This window comes from Mycobacterium sp. NPDC048908, assembly GCF_043197955.1.
In the GTDB taxonomy this organism is placed as follows: domain Bacteria; phylum Actinomycetota; class Actinomycetes; order Mycobacteriales; family Mycobacteriaceae; genus Mycobacterium.
This window is the reverse complement of record NZ_JBICUE010000002.1, coordinates 298,593-314,558: the sequence shown is the minus strand read 5'-3', so window position 1 is coordinate 314,558 and position 15,966 is coordinate 298,593. Positions and strand designations below refer to the sequence as shown.

General features: G+C 65.2%; 25 protein-coding genes. 4 read left to right on the top strand and 21 right to left on the bottom strand.

The annotated features are described in order from the left end of the window. Positions 1 to 22 precede the first annotated feature (22 nt). The 14 genes from rplO to ACGFK1_RS06015 all read right to left on the bottom strand — a co-directional run bounded on the left by rplO (position 23) and on the right by ACGFK1_RS06015 (position 9,126). Positions 23 to 463, bottom strand: a complete 441-nt coding sequence (gene rplO / locus ACGFK1_RS06080) for a 50S ribosomal protein L15 (protein WP_393427137.1) — start codon at positions 461 to 463, stop codon at positions 23 to 25. A gap of 2 nt (positions 464 to 465) precedes the next feature. Further along, the gene (gene rpmD, locus ACGFK1_RS06075) at positions 466 to 645 is read right to left on the bottom strand and encodes a 50S ribosomal protein L30 (RefSeq protein ID WP_067804035.1); all 180 of its coding nucleotides are present in this window, start codon (positions 643 to 645) and stop codon (positions 466 to 468) included. 2 nt (positions 646 to 647) lie between these two features. Then, positions 648 to 1,313 (bottom strand): 30S ribosomal protein S5, encoded by a 666-nt coding sequence (gene rpsE / locus ACGFK1_RS06070; protein ID WP_393427133.1) that lies wholly within the window; start codon positions 1,311 to 1,313, stop codon positions 648 to 650. Between the two features lie 25 nt (positions 1,314 to 1,338). Next, complete coding sequence (gene rplR, locus ACGFK1_RS06065) at positions 1,339 to 1,707, bottom strand: 50S ribosomal protein L18 (protein ID WP_393427864.1); 369 nt, start codon at positions 1,705 to 1,707, stop codon at positions 1,339 to 1,341. A gap of 38 nt (positions 1,708 to 1,745) precedes the next feature. Next, positions 1,746 to 2,285 (bottom strand): 50S ribosomal protein L6, encoded by a 540-nt coding sequence (rplF, locus tag ACGFK1_RS06060; protein WP_393427130.1) that lies wholly within the window; start codon positions 2,283 to 2,285, stop codon positions 1,746 to 1,748. 13 nt (positions 2,286 to 2,298) lie between these two features. Continuing rightward, a complete protein-coding gene (rpsH, locus tag ACGFK1_RS06055; RefSeq protein WP_393427127.1) occupies positions 2,299 to 2,697 on the bottom strand; it encodes a 30S ribosomal protein S8 in 399 nt (132 codons plus the stop codon). Between the two features lie 140 nt (positions 2,698 to 2,837). After that, positions 2,838 to 3,023, bottom strand: coding sequence for a type Z 30S ribosomal protein S14 (locus ACGFK1_RS06050; protein ID WP_067804051.1), 186 nt, complete (start codon positions 3,021 to 3,023; stop codon positions 2,838 to 2,840). A gap of 4 nt (positions 3,024 to 3,027) precedes the next feature. Next, complete coding sequence (gene rplE, locus ACGFK1_RS06045; RefSeq protein ID WP_393427123.1) at positions 3,028 to 3,591, bottom strand: 50S ribosomal protein L5; 564 nt, start codon at positions 3,589 to 3,591, stop codon at positions 3,028 to 3,030. Further along, on the bottom strand, positions 3,591 to 3,908 hold the full coding sequence (gene rplX / locus ACGFK1_RS06040; RefSeq protein WP_393427120.1) for a 50S ribosomal protein L24: 318 nt from the start codon (positions 3,906 to 3,908) through the stop codon (positions 3,591 to 3,593). Before rplX ends, rplE begins: the two co-directional genes overlap by 1 nt. Further along, positions 3,909 to 4,277 (bottom strand): 50S ribosomal protein L14, encoded by a 369-nt coding sequence (gene rplN / locus ACGFK1_RS06035; RefSeq protein WP_015305035.1) that lies wholly within the window; start codon positions 4,275 to 4,277, stop codon positions 3,909 to 3,911. A gap of 246 nt (positions 4,278 to 4,523) precedes the next feature. Then, positions 4,524 to 5,369, bottom strand: a complete 846-nt coding sequence (locus ACGFK1_RS06030; protein WP_393427863.1) for a formylglycine-generating enzyme family protein — start codon at positions 5,367 to 5,369, stop codon at positions 4,524 to 4,526. A gap of 47 nt (positions 5,370 to 5,416) precedes the next feature. After that, positions 5,417 to 6,106 (bottom strand): hypothetical protein, encoded by a 690-nt coding sequence (locus tag ACGFK1_RS06025; RefSeq protein ID WP_393427116.1) that lies wholly within the window; start codon positions 6,104 to 6,106, stop codon positions 5,417 to 5,419. Beyond that, positions 6,106 to 8,457 carry an arylsulfatase gene (locus ACGFK1_RS06020; RefSeq protein ID WP_393427113.1) on the bottom strand — a complete coding sequence of 784 codons (2,352 nt, stop codon included), beginning with the start codon at positions 8,455 to 8,457 and terminating at the stop codon, positions 6,106 to 6,108. The genes ACGFK1_RS06025 and ACGFK1_RS06020 overlap by 1 nt, the downstream gene beginning before the upstream one ends. 9 nt (positions 8,458 to 8,466) lie before the next feature. Further along, positions 8,467 to 9,126, bottom strand: coding sequence for a DUF2306 domain-containing protein (locus tag ACGFK1_RS06015; RefSeq protein ID WP_393427110.1), 660 nt, complete (start codon positions 9,124 to 9,126; stop codon positions 8,467 to 8,469). Between the two features lie 56 nt (positions 9,127 to 9,182). On the opposite strand from ACGFK1_RS06015, the gene ACGFK1_RS06010 reads away from it, so the two are divergent. The 4 genes from ACGFK1_RS06010 (at position 9,183) to zwf (ending at position 12,328) form a co-directional block, all read left to right on the top strand. Beyond that, positions 9,183 to 9,887: a TetR/AcrR family transcriptional regulator gene (locus tag ACGFK1_RS06010; protein WP_393427107.1), complete on the top strand. Its 705-nt coding sequence runs from the start codon at positions 9,183 to 9,185 to the stop codon at positions 9,885 to 9,887. Between the two features lie 63 nt (positions 9,888 to 9,950). Beyond that, positions 9,951 to 10,271, top strand: coding sequence for an antibiotic biosynthesis monooxygenase family protein (locus ACGFK1_RS06005; protein ID WP_393427104.1), 321 nt, complete (start codon positions 9,951 to 9,953; stop codon positions 10,269 to 10,271). 13 nt (positions 10,272 to 10,284) lie between these two features. Beyond that, on the top strand, positions 10,285 to 10,773 hold the full coding sequence (locus ACGFK1_RS06000) for a nitroreductase/quinone reductase family protein (protein ID WP_393427102.1): 489 nt from the start codon (positions 10,285 to 10,287) through the stop codon (positions 10,771 to 10,773). Between the two features lie 49 nt (positions 10,774 to 10,822). After that, the gene (gene zwf / locus ACGFK1_RS05995; protein WP_393427099.1) at positions 10,823 to 12,328 is read left to right on the top strand and encodes a glucose-6-phosphate dehydrogenase; all 1,506 of its coding nucleotides are present in this window, start codon (positions 10,823 to 10,825) and stop codon (positions 12,326 to 12,328) included. A 57-nt stretch (positions 12,329 to 12,385) separates the two neighbouring features. Here zwf and rpsQ read toward each other — a convergent pair whose 3' ends face one another. Genes rpsQ through rplB form a run of 7 tightly spaced genes read right to left on the bottom strand, consistent with a single transcriptional unit; the run spans position 12,386 to position 15,964 of the window. Next, positions 12,386 to 12,694, bottom strand: coding sequence for a 30S ribosomal protein S17 (gene rpsQ / locus ACGFK1_RS05990; RefSeq protein ID WP_393427096.1), 309 nt, complete (start codon positions 12,692 to 12,694; stop codon positions 12,386 to 12,388). 2 nt (positions 12,695 to 12,696) lie between these two features. Then, positions 12,697 to 12,930 (bottom strand): 50S ribosomal protein L29, encoded by a 234-nt coding sequence (gene rpmC / locus ACGFK1_RS05985; RefSeq protein ID WP_067804078.1) that lies wholly within the window; start codon positions 12,928 to 12,930, stop codon positions 12,697 to 12,699. Continuing rightward, the gene (gene rplP / locus ACGFK1_RS05980; protein WP_067804081.1) at positions 12,930 to 13,346 is read right to left on the bottom strand and encodes a 50S ribosomal protein L16; all 417 of its coding nucleotides are present in this window, start codon (positions 13,344 to 13,346) and stop codon (positions 12,930 to 12,932) included. The genes rpmC and rplP overlap by 1 nt, the downstream gene beginning before the upstream one ends. Before the next feature lie 3 nt (positions 13,347 to 13,349). Then, entirely contained in the window at positions 13,350 to 14,237 is an 888-nt protein-coding gene (gene rpsC / locus ACGFK1_RS05975) for a 30S ribosomal protein S3 (RefSeq protein WP_393427092.1), read from the bottom strand. Next, positions 14,237 to 14,797, bottom strand: a complete 561-nt coding sequence (rplV, locus tag ACGFK1_RS05970) for a 50S ribosomal protein L22 (protein WP_393427089.1) — start codon at positions 14,795 to 14,797, stop codon at positions 14,237 to 14,239. Before rplV ends, rpsC begins: the two co-directional genes overlap by 1 nt. Positions 14,798 to 14,828: 31 nt before the next feature. Continuing rightward, entirely contained in the window at positions 14,829 to 15,110 is a 282-nt protein-coding gene (gene rpsS / locus ACGFK1_RS05965; protein ID WP_010908582.1) for a 30S ribosomal protein S19, read from the bottom strand. Between the two features lie 11 nt (positions 15,111 to 15,121). Then, on the bottom strand, positions 15,122 to 15,964 hold the full coding sequence (rplB, locus tag ACGFK1_RS05960) for a 50S ribosomal protein L2 (RefSeq protein WP_393427085.1): 843 nt from the start codon (positions 15,962 to 15,964) through the stop codon (positions 15,122 to 15,124). Positions 15,965 to 15,966: the final 2 nt, after the last annotated feature.

Here is a 15,966-nt window from a genome sequence, read left to right as displayed (position 1 = left end):
GCCTTCGCGTTCGTTCGCGAAACTACAGTTCGGTCGCGGATCCGCCTGCAGAGGTGATCTTCTCGCGAGCTCTGCCGCTGAACTTGTGCGCGGTGAGATTGACCTTGACGGTCAGCTTGCCGTCACCGAGAACCTTCACCAACGAGTTCTTGCGCACCGCACCGGCGGCCACCAACTCGTCCACACCGACGTCGCCGCCGTTGGGGAACAGCTTGTTGATGTCGCCTACGTTGACGACCTCATAGGAGGTGCGGAACCGGTTGCGGAAGCCCTTCAGCTTCGGCAACCGCATGTGGATCGGCATCTGGCCACCCTCGAACGTCGCGGGAACGTTCTTGCGGGCCTTGGTGCCCTTGGTGCCGCGACCGGCGGTCTTGCCCTTGGAGCCCTCACCACGACCCACGCGGGTCTTGGCGGTCTTCGAGCCGGGCGCCGGCTTCAGGTCATGGAGTTTGATAGTCATCGCTAAACCTCTTCAACCTCGACGAGGTGATGCACGGCCTTGATCAGACCGCGCGTCTGCGCGTTGTCCTCACGGACGACTGACTGACGGATCTTCCGCAGCCCCAGCGTCCGCAGGCTTTCGCGGGCCTTCCAGCGCGCACCGATTGTGCTGCGCACCTGGGTGATCTTGAGCTCTGCCATGGTTATCCCGACCCTTCACGTGCGGCCGCCGCGGCAAGCGCGTCGGCTTCGCGCCGCTGCCGCAGCATGCTCGGAGGCGCGACGTCTTCGATCGGCAGGCCGCGCCGGGCAGCGACCTCTTCGGGGCGCTGCAACATCTTGAGCGCGGCAACGGTGGCGTGCACCACGTTGATCGCGTTGTCACTACCCAACGACTTGGCCAAAATGTCATGGACGCCAGCGCATTCCAGCACCGCACGGGCCGCGCCACCGGCGATCACACCGGTACCGGGGCTCGCCGGGCGCAGCATGACCACACCCGCGGCAGCCTCACCCTGCACCGGGTGCGTGATGGTGCCGCCGATCAGCGGGACCCGGAAGAAGCCCTTGCGAGCCTCTTCGACTCCCTTGGCGATGGCGGCCGGAACTTCCTTGGCCTTGCCGTAGCCGACACCGACCATGCCGTTGCCGTCACCGACGATCACCAGCGCGGTGAAGCTGAACCGCCGACCGCCCTTGACGACCTTGGAGACGCGGTTGATCGCGACGACGCGCTCGAGGTAGTTGCTCTTCTCGCCGCCGTCGCGGCCGCCACGGCCACCACGGTCGTCACGACGACCCCGGCCGTCACGATCGCCGCGCTGTCCGCGGCCGTCCGTCGGCCCGCCGGCGTTTGCCTGCTCGGCCATCATGCAATCCTTCCGTTGAACGTCATTAGAACTTCAGCCCGCCTTCTCGCGCCGCGTCGGCGAGCGCCGCGATGCGGCCACCGTAGGTGTAACCACCGCGGTCGAACACGACCTGCTCGATGCCCTTGGCCTTCGCGCGCTCGGCGATCAGCTGACCGACCCGCACACTGTGCGCCTTCTTGTCACCTTCGACAGCGCGCACATCGGCCTCGATCGACGACGCCGCGGCCACCGTGGTGCCGGTGAGGTCGTCCACCAATTGGACGTGGATGTGCCGCGCCGAGCGGTTGACCACCAGACGCGGCGTGGTGGCCGTGCCCTCGATCTTCTTGCGGAGCCGGGCGTGCCGACGCAGCCGCGCGACCCGCCGAGTCGCAGAAACGTTCTGGCCCACCGGCTTACGGACCGTGCCCTCAGTCTTAGCAGCCATGTCTACTTACCTGTCTTTCCGACCTTGCGGCGGATCTGCTCACCCTCGTAGCGGATGCCCTTGCCCTTGTAGGGGTCGCTCTTCCGCAGGCGGCGGATGTTGGCCGCGATCTGGCCGACCTTCTGCTTGTCGATACCTGAGATCGAGAACTTCGTCGGCGTCTCCACCGCGAAGGTGACGCCCTCAGGAGCGTTGATCAGCACCGGGTGGCTGTAGCCCAGGGCGAACTCGAGGTCACTACCCTTGGCCACCACGCGGTAGCCGACGCCGAAGATCTCCATCTTGATGGTGTAGCCCTCGGTCACACCGGTCACCAGGTTGGCCACCAGCGTGCGGGACAGCCCGTGCAGCGACCGGCTACGCCGCTCGTCGTCGGGCCGGTTCACCACGATGGCGCCATCGTCGTTGCGCGACACCGTGATCGGCTCGGCGACCGCCATCTCCAACGTGCCCTTCGGGCCCTTGACCGACACGTTCTGGCCGTCAATCGTTACGTCGACCCCGGACGGCACCGGGACCGGTTGCTTTCCAATACGCGACATCTCTATGACTCCCCTACCAGACGTAAGCGAGGACTTCGCCGCCCACGCCCTGTCGTGCTGCCTGACGGTCGGTGAGCAGACCCGACGACGTGGAGATGATCGCCACGCCGAGGCCACCCAACACCCGGGGCAGGTTGGTGGATTTCGCGTAGACCCGCAGACCGGGCTTGGACACCCGGCGCAGACCCGCGATGCTGCGTTCACGGCTGGGGCCGTACTTCAGTTGCACCACAAGCGACTTGCCAACGCGGGCATCCTCGGTGTGGTAGTCCGAGATGTAGCCCTCCGCCTTGAGGATCTCGGCGATGTTGGCCTTGATCTTGCTGTGCGGCAGGGTCACCTCGTCGTGGTACGCCGAATTGGCGTTGCGCAGACGTGTCAAGAAGTCTGCGATCGGGTCCGTCATAGTCATCGGGCGCTGCTCCTCCTCGTCGCTGCGCTCGGCATCGTCGTCATCGCGGTCATGACAGCCGGTTCACCTTCCTCGCGGCGGTTCCCACTGTGTCCATTCCTGGGGGGGCCTACCGCAACTTTGTTGGTAGTAGTGCTGGATTACCAGCTGGACTTCTGGACGCCGGGCAGTTCGCCCGCATGCGCCATCTCGCGCAGGCAGATGCGGCACAGCCCGAACTTGCGGTAAACCGCGTGCGGACGACCGCACTTGCTGCAGCGCGTGTACGCGCGCACCTTGAACTTGGGCTTCTTGTTGGCCTTGTTGACCAGAGCCTTCTTTGCCATCTGTTCAGTTCTCCTTGAAGGGGAAGCCGAGTGCCCGCAGCAGCGCTCGTCCTTCGTCGTCGTTGGTCGCCGAGGTGACGACGGTGATGTCCATGCCGCGGGGGCGGTCGATGGAGTCCACATCGATCTCGTGGAACATCGACTGCTCGTTGAGGCCGAAGGTGTAGTTGCCGGTGCCGTCGAACTGCTTGGGCGACAGGCCGCGGAAGTCGCGGATACGCGGCAGTGCGATCGAGATCAGCCGGTCGAGGAACTCCCACATCCGGTCGCCGCGCAGCGTGACCCGCGCGCCGATCGGCATGCCCTCACGAAGCTTGAACTGCGCGATGGACTTGCGGGCCTTGCGGATCTCCGGCTTCTGGCCGGTGATCAGCGCGAGATCGTTGACTGCGCCGTTGATCAGCTTGGCGTCGCGGGCGGCGTCGCCGACACCCATGTTCACGACGACCTTGACCACGCCGGGGATCTGCATGACGTTGGCGTAGTCGAACTCTTTTGCCAGTGCGTCGCGGATCTCTTCGCGGTAGCGCTGCTTCAGCCGGGGAAGGGTCTTCTCAGCCGTGGTCATCAGATGTCCTTGCCATTGGTCTTGGCGACGCGGACCTTCTTGCCGGTCTCTTCGTCGCGGCGAAAGCCGACGCGGGTGGGCTTGCCGTCGGAGTCGAGCAGCATCACGTTGGACACGTGAATCGGCGCCTCCTGAGTGACGATGCCGCCGGAGGAGGCTCCGCGCTCGGTGCGGGAAACGGGGGTGTGCTTCTTGATCCGGTTCACACCTTCAACGAGCACCTTCTCGCGATCGGGGTAGGCCACCAGGACCTTGCCCTTGGCGCCCTTGTCCTTGCCCGAGATGACGAGCACCGTGTCGCCCTTGTGGACGTTCATCTACAACACCTCCGGGGCGAGCGAGACGATCTTCATGAAGCGCTTCTCGCGCAGTTCGCGGCCGACCGGGCCGAAGATGCGCGTGCCACGCGGGTCGTTGTCGGCCTTGATGATGACGGCGGCGTTCTCGTCGAACTTGATGTAGCTGCCGTCGGCGCGGCGGCGCTCCTTGACGGTGCGCACGACCACGGCCTTGACCACCTCACCGCGCTTGACGTTGCCACCGGGGATGGCGTCCTTGACGGTGGCCACGATGATGTCGCCGATGCCGGCGTAGCGCCGCGACGAGCCGCCGAGCACGCGGATGCACAAGATCTCCTTGGCGCCCGTGTTGTCGGCGACCTTCAGCCGCGATTCCTGCTGAATCACTCGATCTCCTCGACCTGGTTATTGTGTGCACGGCAGATGCCGACCTGACGTGCGCGGTCTTGCCGTCACCTAAGGGCACGCAGGGACTTCCTGATGGAGATCCGAGGTCTGCCCAAGGCAACCGTTTGATTCTAGGTGACGGCCTGCGAGGAACCAAATCGCCGCTGGTCACCTGGCCGCGCTCGCCCGGTTCGGCCGTCAGCCCGGGATCCGTACGCCGGAGGTGTGCGGGCCAGGAATTGCAGCCTAGTTGGCAGAGACTTCCGCCACGCAGCGGAACCCGATGTGCGTGGTCGCGCTGTCCTGGGTCTGCGGTGACCGCGCCGCCGCCCGGTACCTGTGGCAGTACTCCGGTGCGCACAGGTGCGACCCGCCCTTGAGTGTCTGGGCCACCGTCGGGTCAGGACTCGTTGGGCCACAACACGATTCCACGGGCCTGTCCAGCCGGTGATGCACCGAGAATTGGGTCGTGGTCCACTCCCACACATTGCCGATCATGTCGACCAAGCCGAACGCGTTCGGCGGGAATGTGCCGACCGGCGACGTGCCGACCCAGCCCAGCGCCCCGTCGTTTCGATACGGGAACCGGCCCTGCCATGTGTTGGCCATCAGCTGACCCTGGGGCGCGGCGACGTCACCCCACGGGTACGTCGTTGAGGTGCCACCGCGCGCGGCGTACTCCCATTCGGCTTCGGTCGGCAGCCGGCGGCCCGCCCAGCGGGCGTAGGCGGCCGCGTCGGGATAGGCGATCTGCACGACCGGGTGCTCGAGTCGGTCCTCGATGTCGCTGTCGGGGCCGAACGGATGCCGCCAGTCGGCGCCGGGCACCCAGTGCCACCACTGCCGCCAATCGCGCAGGTCCACCGGGCCGCTGGTCGGGCGGAACACCAGCGAACCGGGGATGAGGTCGTGCGGCGAGGCCCCCGGATAACACGCCGGGTCGGGGGTCTGCTCGGCGACGGTGACGTAACCGGTTTCGGCGACGAACACCGCGAACTGGGCGTTGGTCACCAGATGGCGTTCGACGGCGAAGGCGCCGACGGTCGCGGTGTGCACCGGCGCCTCTTCCGGATAGAACTGTGTCGAGCCCATCCGGAATGACCCGCCCGGAAGCGCGACGAGCCCGGTGAGCGGTGCTGTCACGGTATGAGGATCTCGAAGTCCTCGGTGAGCAGCGCCGCGGCCGAATCGAAGCCCGGCGTTCCCGGCGGCGCCTGCACGTGCACGGCGACCAGATAGTCGTTGTTCCCGTTGGTCCAGATGTGGGCGATGCGGTCCTCGTACACGAGGGCGTTCTGCGTCGTTTCCGACCACGCGCCCATCAGTTTCTGACCGCTGTAACCGCACAGATCGCCCGGGATCACGCTGACGGAGCTGACGGACGATTCGGCCATCAGGTCGTCGGCGTACTTCCTGAAGGCCTCGCCCGGTTCCAGTTGGGTGGCCGCGATCGTGACCGTCGCCTCCATCCCACCGGGACCACGCAACTCGCCGCCGACATCGCCGGTGCCCGCGGCCATGGACCACTTGTCGGGGACGCCCACGGTGATCCTCGGCGCGTGCGGGTCGTCGACTTCGGCGGTCATCCGAACACTCGGTTCGATCGTCTGGGAGCACACGACGCTGTTGGCAGGTACGGGTACGCGCGTGGTGGGCACCACGCCGAAGGAGGATTCCGTCTGCGGGGTCGGCGCGGTCGTGGTGGACGGTGACGACGGCACCACCGCTGCCGGGCCACCCGGTTCGGCAACGGGCACACCGTCGGCGGTCCGCGCGCACGCCGCCAACAGGCAGGCCAGCGCCAGCGTCGTCAGTCCGATGCGCTTCATCAGTCTTTCGCGAAAGCCCGCGCGAACTCGCGTTCCAAGTCCACGTACGGCTTGCCGGAGACGTCAACATTCACCTGTGTGATGCTGCCACCTGTGATCGGGAACGGCGCCTTGTAGGTCCGCGAAACGGGCGATCCGGTGTTCTTCCCGACGCTGAGGCTGGCACCTGCCAGCCCGAACGTTCCCGGATGGATCTTCATGCCGGACATCGACGCGACTTCGGCGTTGTCGATGTAGAGCCCGACATCGCCAAGCGGCGTGTGACTACCGTCCACGGTCCCGGTGCGGGTGAACGCGACGCCGAACGTGTGCCTGCCCATTGGCACCGCGTCCGCCGACGACACCGTCTGCTCCTGTTCGCCGAGGAAGTTGTAGATGTAGTGCAGCCGCCCGTCCTGGATCAACAGCACGTGTCCGCCGTGCGCGCCGCCGTGTTTGATGATCACCCCCTCGGCGCCGGTGGTGTCGACGGTCACCTCGGCGATGATCGCGAATGACCGCCCTTGTATCTCGACGGCGGCACCCATGCCGACGTCGGCCGTGCCGGGGTAGTACGTGTACGACTCACGGGTGCCCGACAGGTAGGGCCGATACCGGGTCATCGTCTCGATGATGTTCAGGTCTGCCAGCGGCAGGCCGTTGTACTTGTCGGCCTCGCTGAACCACAGTTTTTGGAGTTCTTCCAACTTCTCCGGGTTTTCGGCGGCCAGATCATGGCACTGGCTGCGGTCCTCCTCGATGTGGAACAGCTCCCAGCGGTCCTTGTCGAAGTTCGACCAACCGGCAGGCGATGCCGCGTGGACGGTGTTCGCAAACCAGCCCTTGTGCCAGATGCCGCGGGTACCCAGCATCGCGTAGAACTGCGTTTCTTTACCGGTCGGCGCCATCGGATCTTCCAGCGCCAGTTTGAAACTCGCTCCGTCCAACGGCTTCTGCGGAATTCCGCGGACCGTCGCCGGAGGCGTGATGTTGAGCAGGTCGTACACCGTCGGCGTGATGTCACAGACGTTGATGTAGTTGTCCCGCACATCTCCGTGTGCCGCTATTCCCTTGGGCCACGAGATGATTGCGGTGTCGGCGATGCCCCCTTCGTGCGAGGCGTACCGCTTGAACAGTTTGTACGGCGTGTTGAACGCCATCGCCCAACCGATCGGATAGTGGTTGTACGTCTCCGGCCCGCCGAGGTTGTCGATCAACTTCAGGCTCTCCTCGACGCTGTCGATGTAGCCGTTGAAGAACTTGACCTCGTTCACTGAGCCGTTGGGACCGCCCTCGCCGCTGGCGCCGTTGTCGGAGATGACAACGATGATGGTGTTGTCCAGTTGGCCCGACTCCTCCAGATAATCGAGGATGCGCCCGATCTGTGCGTCGGTGTAGGACAGGAAGCCCGCGAACACCTCGGCCATCCGCGCGAACAACCGCTTCTCGTCATCGGTCAGTGAATCCCACGGCCGGACGGTGTCCTGCGGCGGCCACGCTTCACCGTTGGGGCCCTTGACATCCAGATACGGGTTGATCGGTGAAAGCTCGGTGTCGGGCGGAACGATGCCCAACCTCTTCTGGTTGTCCAGGACCACTTCGCGGTAGCGCTCGTAACCCATGTCGAACTTGCCCGCGTACTTGTCGGCCCATTCCTTGAAAACGTGGTGCGGAGCGTGGCCGGCCCCCGGGCACACGTAGGAGAACCACGGCTTGTCGGGTGCGATCACCTTGCTGTCGCGGATGAACTCGATTGTCTTGTCGGCGAGGTCTTTGGACAGGTGGTAGCCGTCTGCCGGGGTTCCGGGCGGTGCGACGGGATGGTTGTCGTAGACGAGCTCGGGATACCACTGATCGGTCTCGCCGCCCATGAACCCGTAGAACCGCTCGAACCCCCGGGACAGGGGCCAATGTCGTTTGGTGGCAGCCAGATTGGACTCTTCCAGCGGAGTGAGATGCCACTTGCCGACGCAGTAGGTGTTGTATCCGTTTTCGACGAGAACCTCGGACAGCAATGCGGTGTCGTCGGGAATCCGCCCGTTGCATCCGGGGAAGCCGTCGGTGAACTCCTCGATGGTGGCCATGCCGACGGTGGTCGGGTTGCGCCCGGTGAGCAGCGACGCCCTCGTCGGCGAGCACAGTGCCGTGGTGTGGAACTGCGACAGCCGCACACCGCGCTGCGCGATGCGGGCCATCGTCGGCATCTCGACAAGCCCGCCGAAGCAGTCCCATGTCGCGATGCCGGTGTCATCCCACACCAGGTACAGCACGTTGGGTGCATCTTTCGGCGCCGTCGGCGCCGCGTACGGGCCCCAGTCCGGCTCGGAATCCCGGATGTCGAGTTCGATTCTGCCGTTGAATTCCGTCGCCACGCCCGGAGATTACACCCGCCGCGCGTCCGTTAACTCGGGAATTGACGACCGCGCCGTTACCGATTGCCGGTGCAACCACCGCTGCACTACGAAGAGCGGAATCGACCAGCCCAGCCACGCCCCCACGCCCGCCGTGAACCACACGAAGTGTTGTTCGTCGCCACCAAACACACTGTCCCGCAACGGTTGACATGCGATCACCAGCGCCGGCGTCCAGATCCGGTTGGTGATGACCGACAACGCCAGAGTCGCGCTGCGGATCATGTCTCGCCGATGCTGCGCGAACCGGCGTTGTCGCGCAGCGACGTAGCCGTTGACCGTGAACCAAAGCCACAGCGACGCCAACACCACATTGCTGACGGCGAGGAACGGGCCGAACGGGGTGGCCGCCCCGATCACCGTGGCGCACAGCGCCGCCGGGACCGCGGTGTACACGTAGATCCGTCCGACCCGGCGGTGCAGCACGGGTCTGGCGGCGCGCAGTCCCGGCCAGATCTGGGCCGGCGCGCACACCATTGCGACGCCGGCCAGCATCACGTGTGCAACCAGCAACGGGTAATGCAGCACGAATGTCGCGGGTACCCGGGTGCCACCGGTGACATAGGGCGGCAGCGAATACGCCAGAAAAACGACGACAAGCACGGCCAAGGCGCGTGATGCGTATGTCATACGCAAAAGCGTACTGCATACGCACATCGCGCCTGCAGCGTTTAGGCTGGGGTGCGATGACGACCGACGAGCCGCTGCCGAGGGCGCTGGAGATCCTCTGGCGTGAAGCGCCATCGAGGCGCCGCGGTCGCGGCTTGAACCGGGAGACCATCGTCGCGGCCGCGATCGAGTTGGTCGAGCAAGAGGGTTTGGCTGCGTTGTCGATGGCCAGGCTGGCCGAGAGGCTGGGATGCGGAACCATGTCGCTGTACCGCCACGTCGCCAACAAGGACGAGTTGTTGACGTTCATGTTGTCGACCGCTCCGGATGCCCCACCGACGCCCGCCGATCCGTCGGATTGGCATGGTGCGCTTGATGATTGGGCCAGCGGACTGTGGGACGTATACCATCGCCATCCGTGGGTGCTGCAGACCGCGGCGGCGGGCCCTCCTCTGGATCCAGGACAACTGGCATGGCTGGATGCGGGGCTGGCCGCACTGGCCGCCACTGGGCTCACCGAACGGGACAAGCTGGCGGCAGTGCTGGCCGTCCTGCACTACGTCCGCGGCGCCGCGGCGTTGGACATCGAAGCGGCCGAACAAGGCCCGGACTACTCCACCCTGCTTCGACGCCTGTTGAGCGGCGACCGGTTCCCTGCGCTGGCGGCCGCTGTCGCCGCGGACGTGTTCGCCGACCCCGACGCCGACCACCTCGCCGAGTTCCGGTCGGGCCTCGGAATGCTTCTCGACGGCATCGCGGCCAGACTCACCGATCAGAGGTGAACTGCGCGCCGTTAGCACGTGACCCACTTGTCATGTCTGGCTGCCGTGATGCGTCATAGATGTATGGACAGTGAACCGATCACGCTGATCAACATCTTCGAGATCCGTCGCGATGAGGTCGACGAATTCGTCAGGGGCTGGCAGGAGCGCGCCGCCTTTTTGAGCAGACAACCCGGTTTCCGGTCACTGCGACTTCACAGCGCGCTGAGCCCGGACACTCGATATCAACTGGTTAATGTCGCCGAGTGGGAAAGTGCAGAAGCGTTACACGCGGCGACCTCGCAGGAGTACTTCCAGCAGAGCGCGCAGCGTTCCGTGCGTGAGTTCGCCGTCGCCGCTCATCCCGCGATCTACCGAGTCGCCCTGGAAGTCAGCGCGGAATAACCGCGGAATAACAATGCCAAAACCGTACCGCGTCAACATCTTTGTCCGATTCAACAACGCCGTGATGCGCACGCTTGTCCGTGCCGGCGTCAGCATCGGGACGTTCGCCGTGTTGACCGTGCGCGGCCGAAGGACCGGCCGACCCGTGAGCGTTCCTCTGGTCGTGTTCCCGCACGCCGGCGACGAGTATCTGGTCGCGTCCTACGGTGAGGTCAATTGGGTACGCAACCTTCGCGCCGCCGATGGGCGCGCGGAATTGCGCCGCAGCGAGCGCACCGACCAGATTCGCGCCATCGAACTGGCCGCCGAAGAAGCCGGGCCGATCCTTCGCGTCAGCTTGCAGGCAGGCCCACCCGGCATTCCGCGGCCGATCGTCCGGGTGTTCCGGCACTTCTTCGTCCTGCCGTACCTCGACGTCGACATGGATTCAAGCGACGCCGAGTTCGTCCGAGCAGCGCAAAGGCATCCCGTGTTTAGGCTGCGGCACGTCGTGCAAAGTTAGGGTTGAGACAAGCGTGCAACGACAGCGCGGCGGTGGGAGTATGCCCAAAGTGACGACCAGCAAGCCACAGACCATCTCCTACCCCGCGCCGGGCTCGCGCCCGTATCGGCACGAGGACGTTGCGGTCGATCCGCACGTGGTCGTTCTTTTCGGCGCGACAGGCGATCTGGCGAGACGAAAGCTGATCCCCGGCCTGGCGTATCTGGACCAGTCCGAGTTGGCGCCTCACATCGAGATCGTCGCCACCTCGCTGGAAGACCTCACCCTGGACGAGTTCCTCGAGGTGGCCAAGTCGGCAATCGAACAGTTCGGCACCCACAAGCTCAGCGACCAGCAGTGGGGCCGGTTCGCCGAAACGGTCACCTACGTACCGCAGAGCGCGGGCCCTGAGGCGCTGGCCCTCGCGGTCGAGAAGGCCGAGGGGAAACTCGGCCACGGGGTGCGTCGCCTGCACTACCTGTCCGTGCCGCCGAAGGCCGCGCACGCGGTGATCGAGACGCTGCGGGACGCGAATCTGGTCGACCGATCGCGCGTGGTGATGGAGAAACCGTTCGGCACCGACCTTGCCAGCGCCGTGGCGCTCAACGACTTCGTGCACGAAACGTTTCGCGAGGATCAGATTTTCCGCATCGACCACTTCCTCGGCAAAGAAGCGGCACTGAACATTTTGGCGTTCCGTTTCGCGAACGGTCTGTTCGAGCCGATCTGGAATCGCAACTTCATCGACCACATCCAGATCGACATCCCCGAGACGCTCGGCCTCGACGAACGGGCGCACTTCTACGAGAGCACAGGCGCATACAAGGACATGGTCGTCACTCATCTGTTTCAGGTGATGGCCTTCGTCGTGATGGAGCCGCCGACCGCGTTGGAGCCGCGCGCCATCAGCGAGGAGAAGAACAAAGTGTTTCGGTCGATGCTGCCGGTCGACCCGAAGAACGTGGTTCGCGGACAGTTCATGGGTTACCGCGAATTAGACGGTGTGGCAAGGGATTCCGATACCGAGACGTTCATCGCGCTGAAAGTGTGCATTGACAACTGGCGCTGGGCCGGCGTGCCGATCTACCTGCGCACGGGCAAGCGGATGGCCGAGGGCATGCGCATCATCTCCGTTGCCTTCAAGGAGGCGCCACGCACGATGTTCGCGCCGGGTTCCGGCGTCGGCGCGCAGGGCCCCGACCACCTCACCTTCGACCTCGCCGAGGACTCGAAGGTATCGCTGTCGTTCTACGGCAAGCGCCCGGGCCCCGGTATGAAACTGGACAAGCTGTCCATGCAGTTCTCGACGCAGGAGGTCGACTCCATCACCGATGTGTTGGAGGCCTACGAACGGCTGATGCTCGACGCGATGCGCGGCGACCACACCCTGTTCACCACCGCCGAGGGCATCGAGTCGCTGTGGGAGCGGTCGGCGGACCTGCTCGCCGACCCGCCGCCGGCCAAGTCATACCAGCCGGGCACATGGGGGCCCAACGCAATTCACCAACTGATCGCGCCGAATGCGTGGCGACTCCCGTTCGAGCGGGGATGGCGCGAGGCGAGGAACGATCACTGAGGCCGAACGAGAGAAGCCCCCGGCCAAGCCAGGGGCTTCGATCTCGCGAGCGAGAAATTACTTGGCCCGTTCGAGGATCTCGACCAGCCGCCAGCGCTTGGTGGCCGACAGTGGACGGGTCTCCATCAGCGAGACGCGGTCGCCGACACCGGCTTCACCGTTTTCGTCGTGCGCCTTGACCTTCGAAGTGGTGCGGATGATCTTGCCATAGAGCGGATGGCTCTTACGGTCTTCCAGCTCAACCACGATGGTCTTCTGCATCTTGTCCGACACCACGTAGCCGATTGCGGTCTTGCGTCGACCGCGCGGCTTCTCCTGACGCGGAGTGTGCTTGGGGCCTGGCTCTTTTCCAGTGCTATCTGCCATTTTTACGATTCCTCACCCGCGGGCCCGGAAGCCAGGCCCAACTCACGTTCGCGCAGCACTGTGTACACGCGCGCAATTTCCTGACGCACCGTCCGAAGCCGACGGTTGTTGGCGAGCTGACCGGTCGCCATCTGGAAGCGCAGATTGAACAGCTCTTCCTTGGACTCGCGCAGCTTGTCCTTCAACTCGTCGTCAGTCAGTTCGCGAAGTTCGCCAGGAGTCACTCCCACTGCCATCAGAAATGATCCTCTCGAGTCACGATGCGTGCCTTGATCGGCAACTTGTGGATCGCGCGGGTCAACGCATCCCGCGCGGTCTTCTCATCGGGGTAGCTCAGCTCGAACAGCACCCGGCCGGGCTTCACGTTGGCGACCCACCACTCCGGCGAACCCTTACCCGAACCCATACGGGTCTCGGCGGGCTTCTTGGTCAGCGGACGGTCAGGGAAGATGTTGATCCACACCTTGCCGCCACGCTTGATGTGCCGGTTGATGGCGATACGAGCGGACTCGATCTGCCGGTTGGTGATGTAGGCATGCTCCAGCGCCTGGATGCCGTAGTCACCGAAGCTCACCGACGTCCCGCCGCTGGCGATGCCACGCTGCCGGGGGTGGTGTTGCTTACGGTGCTTGACCTTGCGGGGAATCAACATGATTCAGCTCTCCGTATTCTCCGTGGTCGGTGCGGCTTCTGCAGCAGCGGCCTCGGTCGCGCCGGTCGCCTCGGCGACGGCAGGCGCATCTTCGGTGCCCGTGGCGGCGCGGCCCGCTTCGTCGCCGGAGGCGGCACGACCGGCATCGGTGCTCGTCGCGGTGGTACCCGACGCGCCGCTACGACGCGGACGGGTGCCCGACGGGCGCTCGCGGCGGGGACGATCGGCGCCCGACGGCACTGTCGCAGTCGCCTCACGCTTGCCGCCGACGATGTCGCCCTTGTAGATCCAGACCTTCACACCGATGCGGCCAAAGGTCGTCTTCGCCTCGTAGAGGCCGTAGTCGATGTCTGCGCGCAGCGTGTGCAGCGGCACCCGGCCCTCGCGGTAGAACTCCGAACGGCTCATCTCGGCGCCGCCGAGGCGGCCCGAGCACTGCACCCGGATGCCCTTCACGTTGGGCTGACGCATCGCCGACTGGATGGCCTTGCGCATCGCGCGACGGAACGCCACGCGGTTCGAAAGCTGTTCTGCCACACCCTGAGCCACCAACTGCGCCTGCGACTCGGGATTCTTCACCTCGAGGATGTTCAGCTGAACCTGCTTACCGGTCAACTTCTCCAGGTCGGCACGGATACGGTCGGCCTCGGTGCCGCGGCGGCCGATCACGATGCCGGGACGCGCGGTGTGGATATCAACACGGACTCTGTCGCGAGTCCTTTCGATCTCCACGTCGGCGATGCCGGCGCGCTCCAGACCCGTTGCCAGCAGTCGGCGGATCGCCACGTCTTCCTTGACGTAGTCCTTGTACTGCTTGTCGGCGTACCACCGGGACTTCCAGTCGGTGGTAATACCGAGTCGGAAGCCGTGGGGATTGATTTTCTGGCCCACTACTCCGAGCCCTCCTTCGCTTCGGCAGAAGCTTCTGCGGTCTTCTTGGCGGGCGCCTTCGTGGCGGCCTTCTTGGCCGGAGCCTTCTTGGCGGGCGCCTCGGCAGCTGCCTTGGTTGCCGGTGCCTTCTTGGCGGCGGCCTTACTGCCCTCGGCGCGACGGGCGCGGGCTGCGCTCGCCGACCGGCCACCCCGGTCCTCGCGCGACGGCCTGCTTTCCACGATCACCGTGATGTGGCTGGTGCGCTTGCGGATTCGGAACGCACGCCCCTGCGCCCGCGGCCGGATGCGCTTGGCGGTCGGGCCTTCGTCGGCATAGACGGTGGCGACCACCAGGGTGGACGGATCCAGCCCCTCGTTGTTCTGCGCGTTGGCCGCAGCGCTGGCGATCACCTTGGCGACCGGCTCGCTGGCGGCCTGCGGCGCCCACCGCAGGATGTCGAGAGCTTGCTCGACGCTCTTGCCGCGCACCAGGTCGATGACCCGGCGCGCCTTGGTCGCCGAGACACGCACGAAGCGCGCCTTCGCAACCGCAGACGGATAAGTTTCAACGGAAGTCATTAGCTTCTACCTCTGCTCTTCGCGCAAGCGCTCATCGCCGCTTCGCTTTCCGGTCGTCCTTGATGTGACCCTTGAACGTACGGGTGGGCGCGAACTCGCCGAGCTTGTGCCCGACCATCGCCTCGGTGACGAACACCGGGACATGCTTGCGGCCGTCGTGCACCGCGAAGGTGTGCCCGATGAAGTCGGGGATGATGGTCGAACGCCGCGACCAGGTCTTGATGACCTGCTTGGTGTTCTTCTCGTTCTGGACGTCGACCTTCTTGAGCAGATGGTCGTCGACGAACGGACCCTTCTTGAGACTGCGTGGCATCGGCTTATCTCCTACCGGTGGTGCTTCTTGCCGGTGCGCCGGCGTCGGACGATGAGCTTGTCGCTTGGCTTGTTGGCCTTGCGGGTACGGCCCTCGGGCTTACCCCATGGGCTGACCGGGTGACGGCCACCGGAGGTCTTGCCCTCGCCGCCGCCGTGCGGGTGGTCGACGGGGTTCATCACCACACCACGAACGGTGGGGCGCTTGCCCTTCCACCGCATCCGGCCGGCTTTACCCCAGTTGATGTTGGCCTGCTCGGCATTGCCGACCTCGCCGACGGTGGCGCGGCAGCGCACGTCGACGCGACGGATCTCACCGGAGGGCATACGCAGCGACGCGTACGTGCCTTCCTTGCCGAGCAACTGGATGCTGGATCCGGCCGACCGGGCCAGCTTCGCACCGCCGCCGGGCCGCAGCTCCACAGCGTGGATCACGGTGCCGGACGGGATGTTGCGCAGCGGCAGGTTGTTGCCGGGCTTGATGTCGGCGTTGGCGCCGGACTCCACCACATCACCCTGCGAAAGGCCTTGCGGAGCAATGATGTACCGCTTCTCGCCGTCCAGGTAATGCAGCAGCGCGATGTTCGCGGTGCGGTTCGGGTCGTACTCGATGTGTGCGACCTTGGCGTCGACGCCGTCCTTATCGTGCCGACGGAAGTCGATCACGCGGTAGGCACGCTTGTGGCCACCGCCCTTGTGCCGGGTGGTGATCCGACCGTGCGCGTTGCGGCCACCCTTGCCGTGCAGCGGCCGAACCAGCGACTTCTCCGGATGGTCGCGAGTGATCTCCGCGAAATCGGAGACGCTGGCACCGCGACGACCCGGGGTCGTCGGCTTGTACTTGCGAATTCCCATGA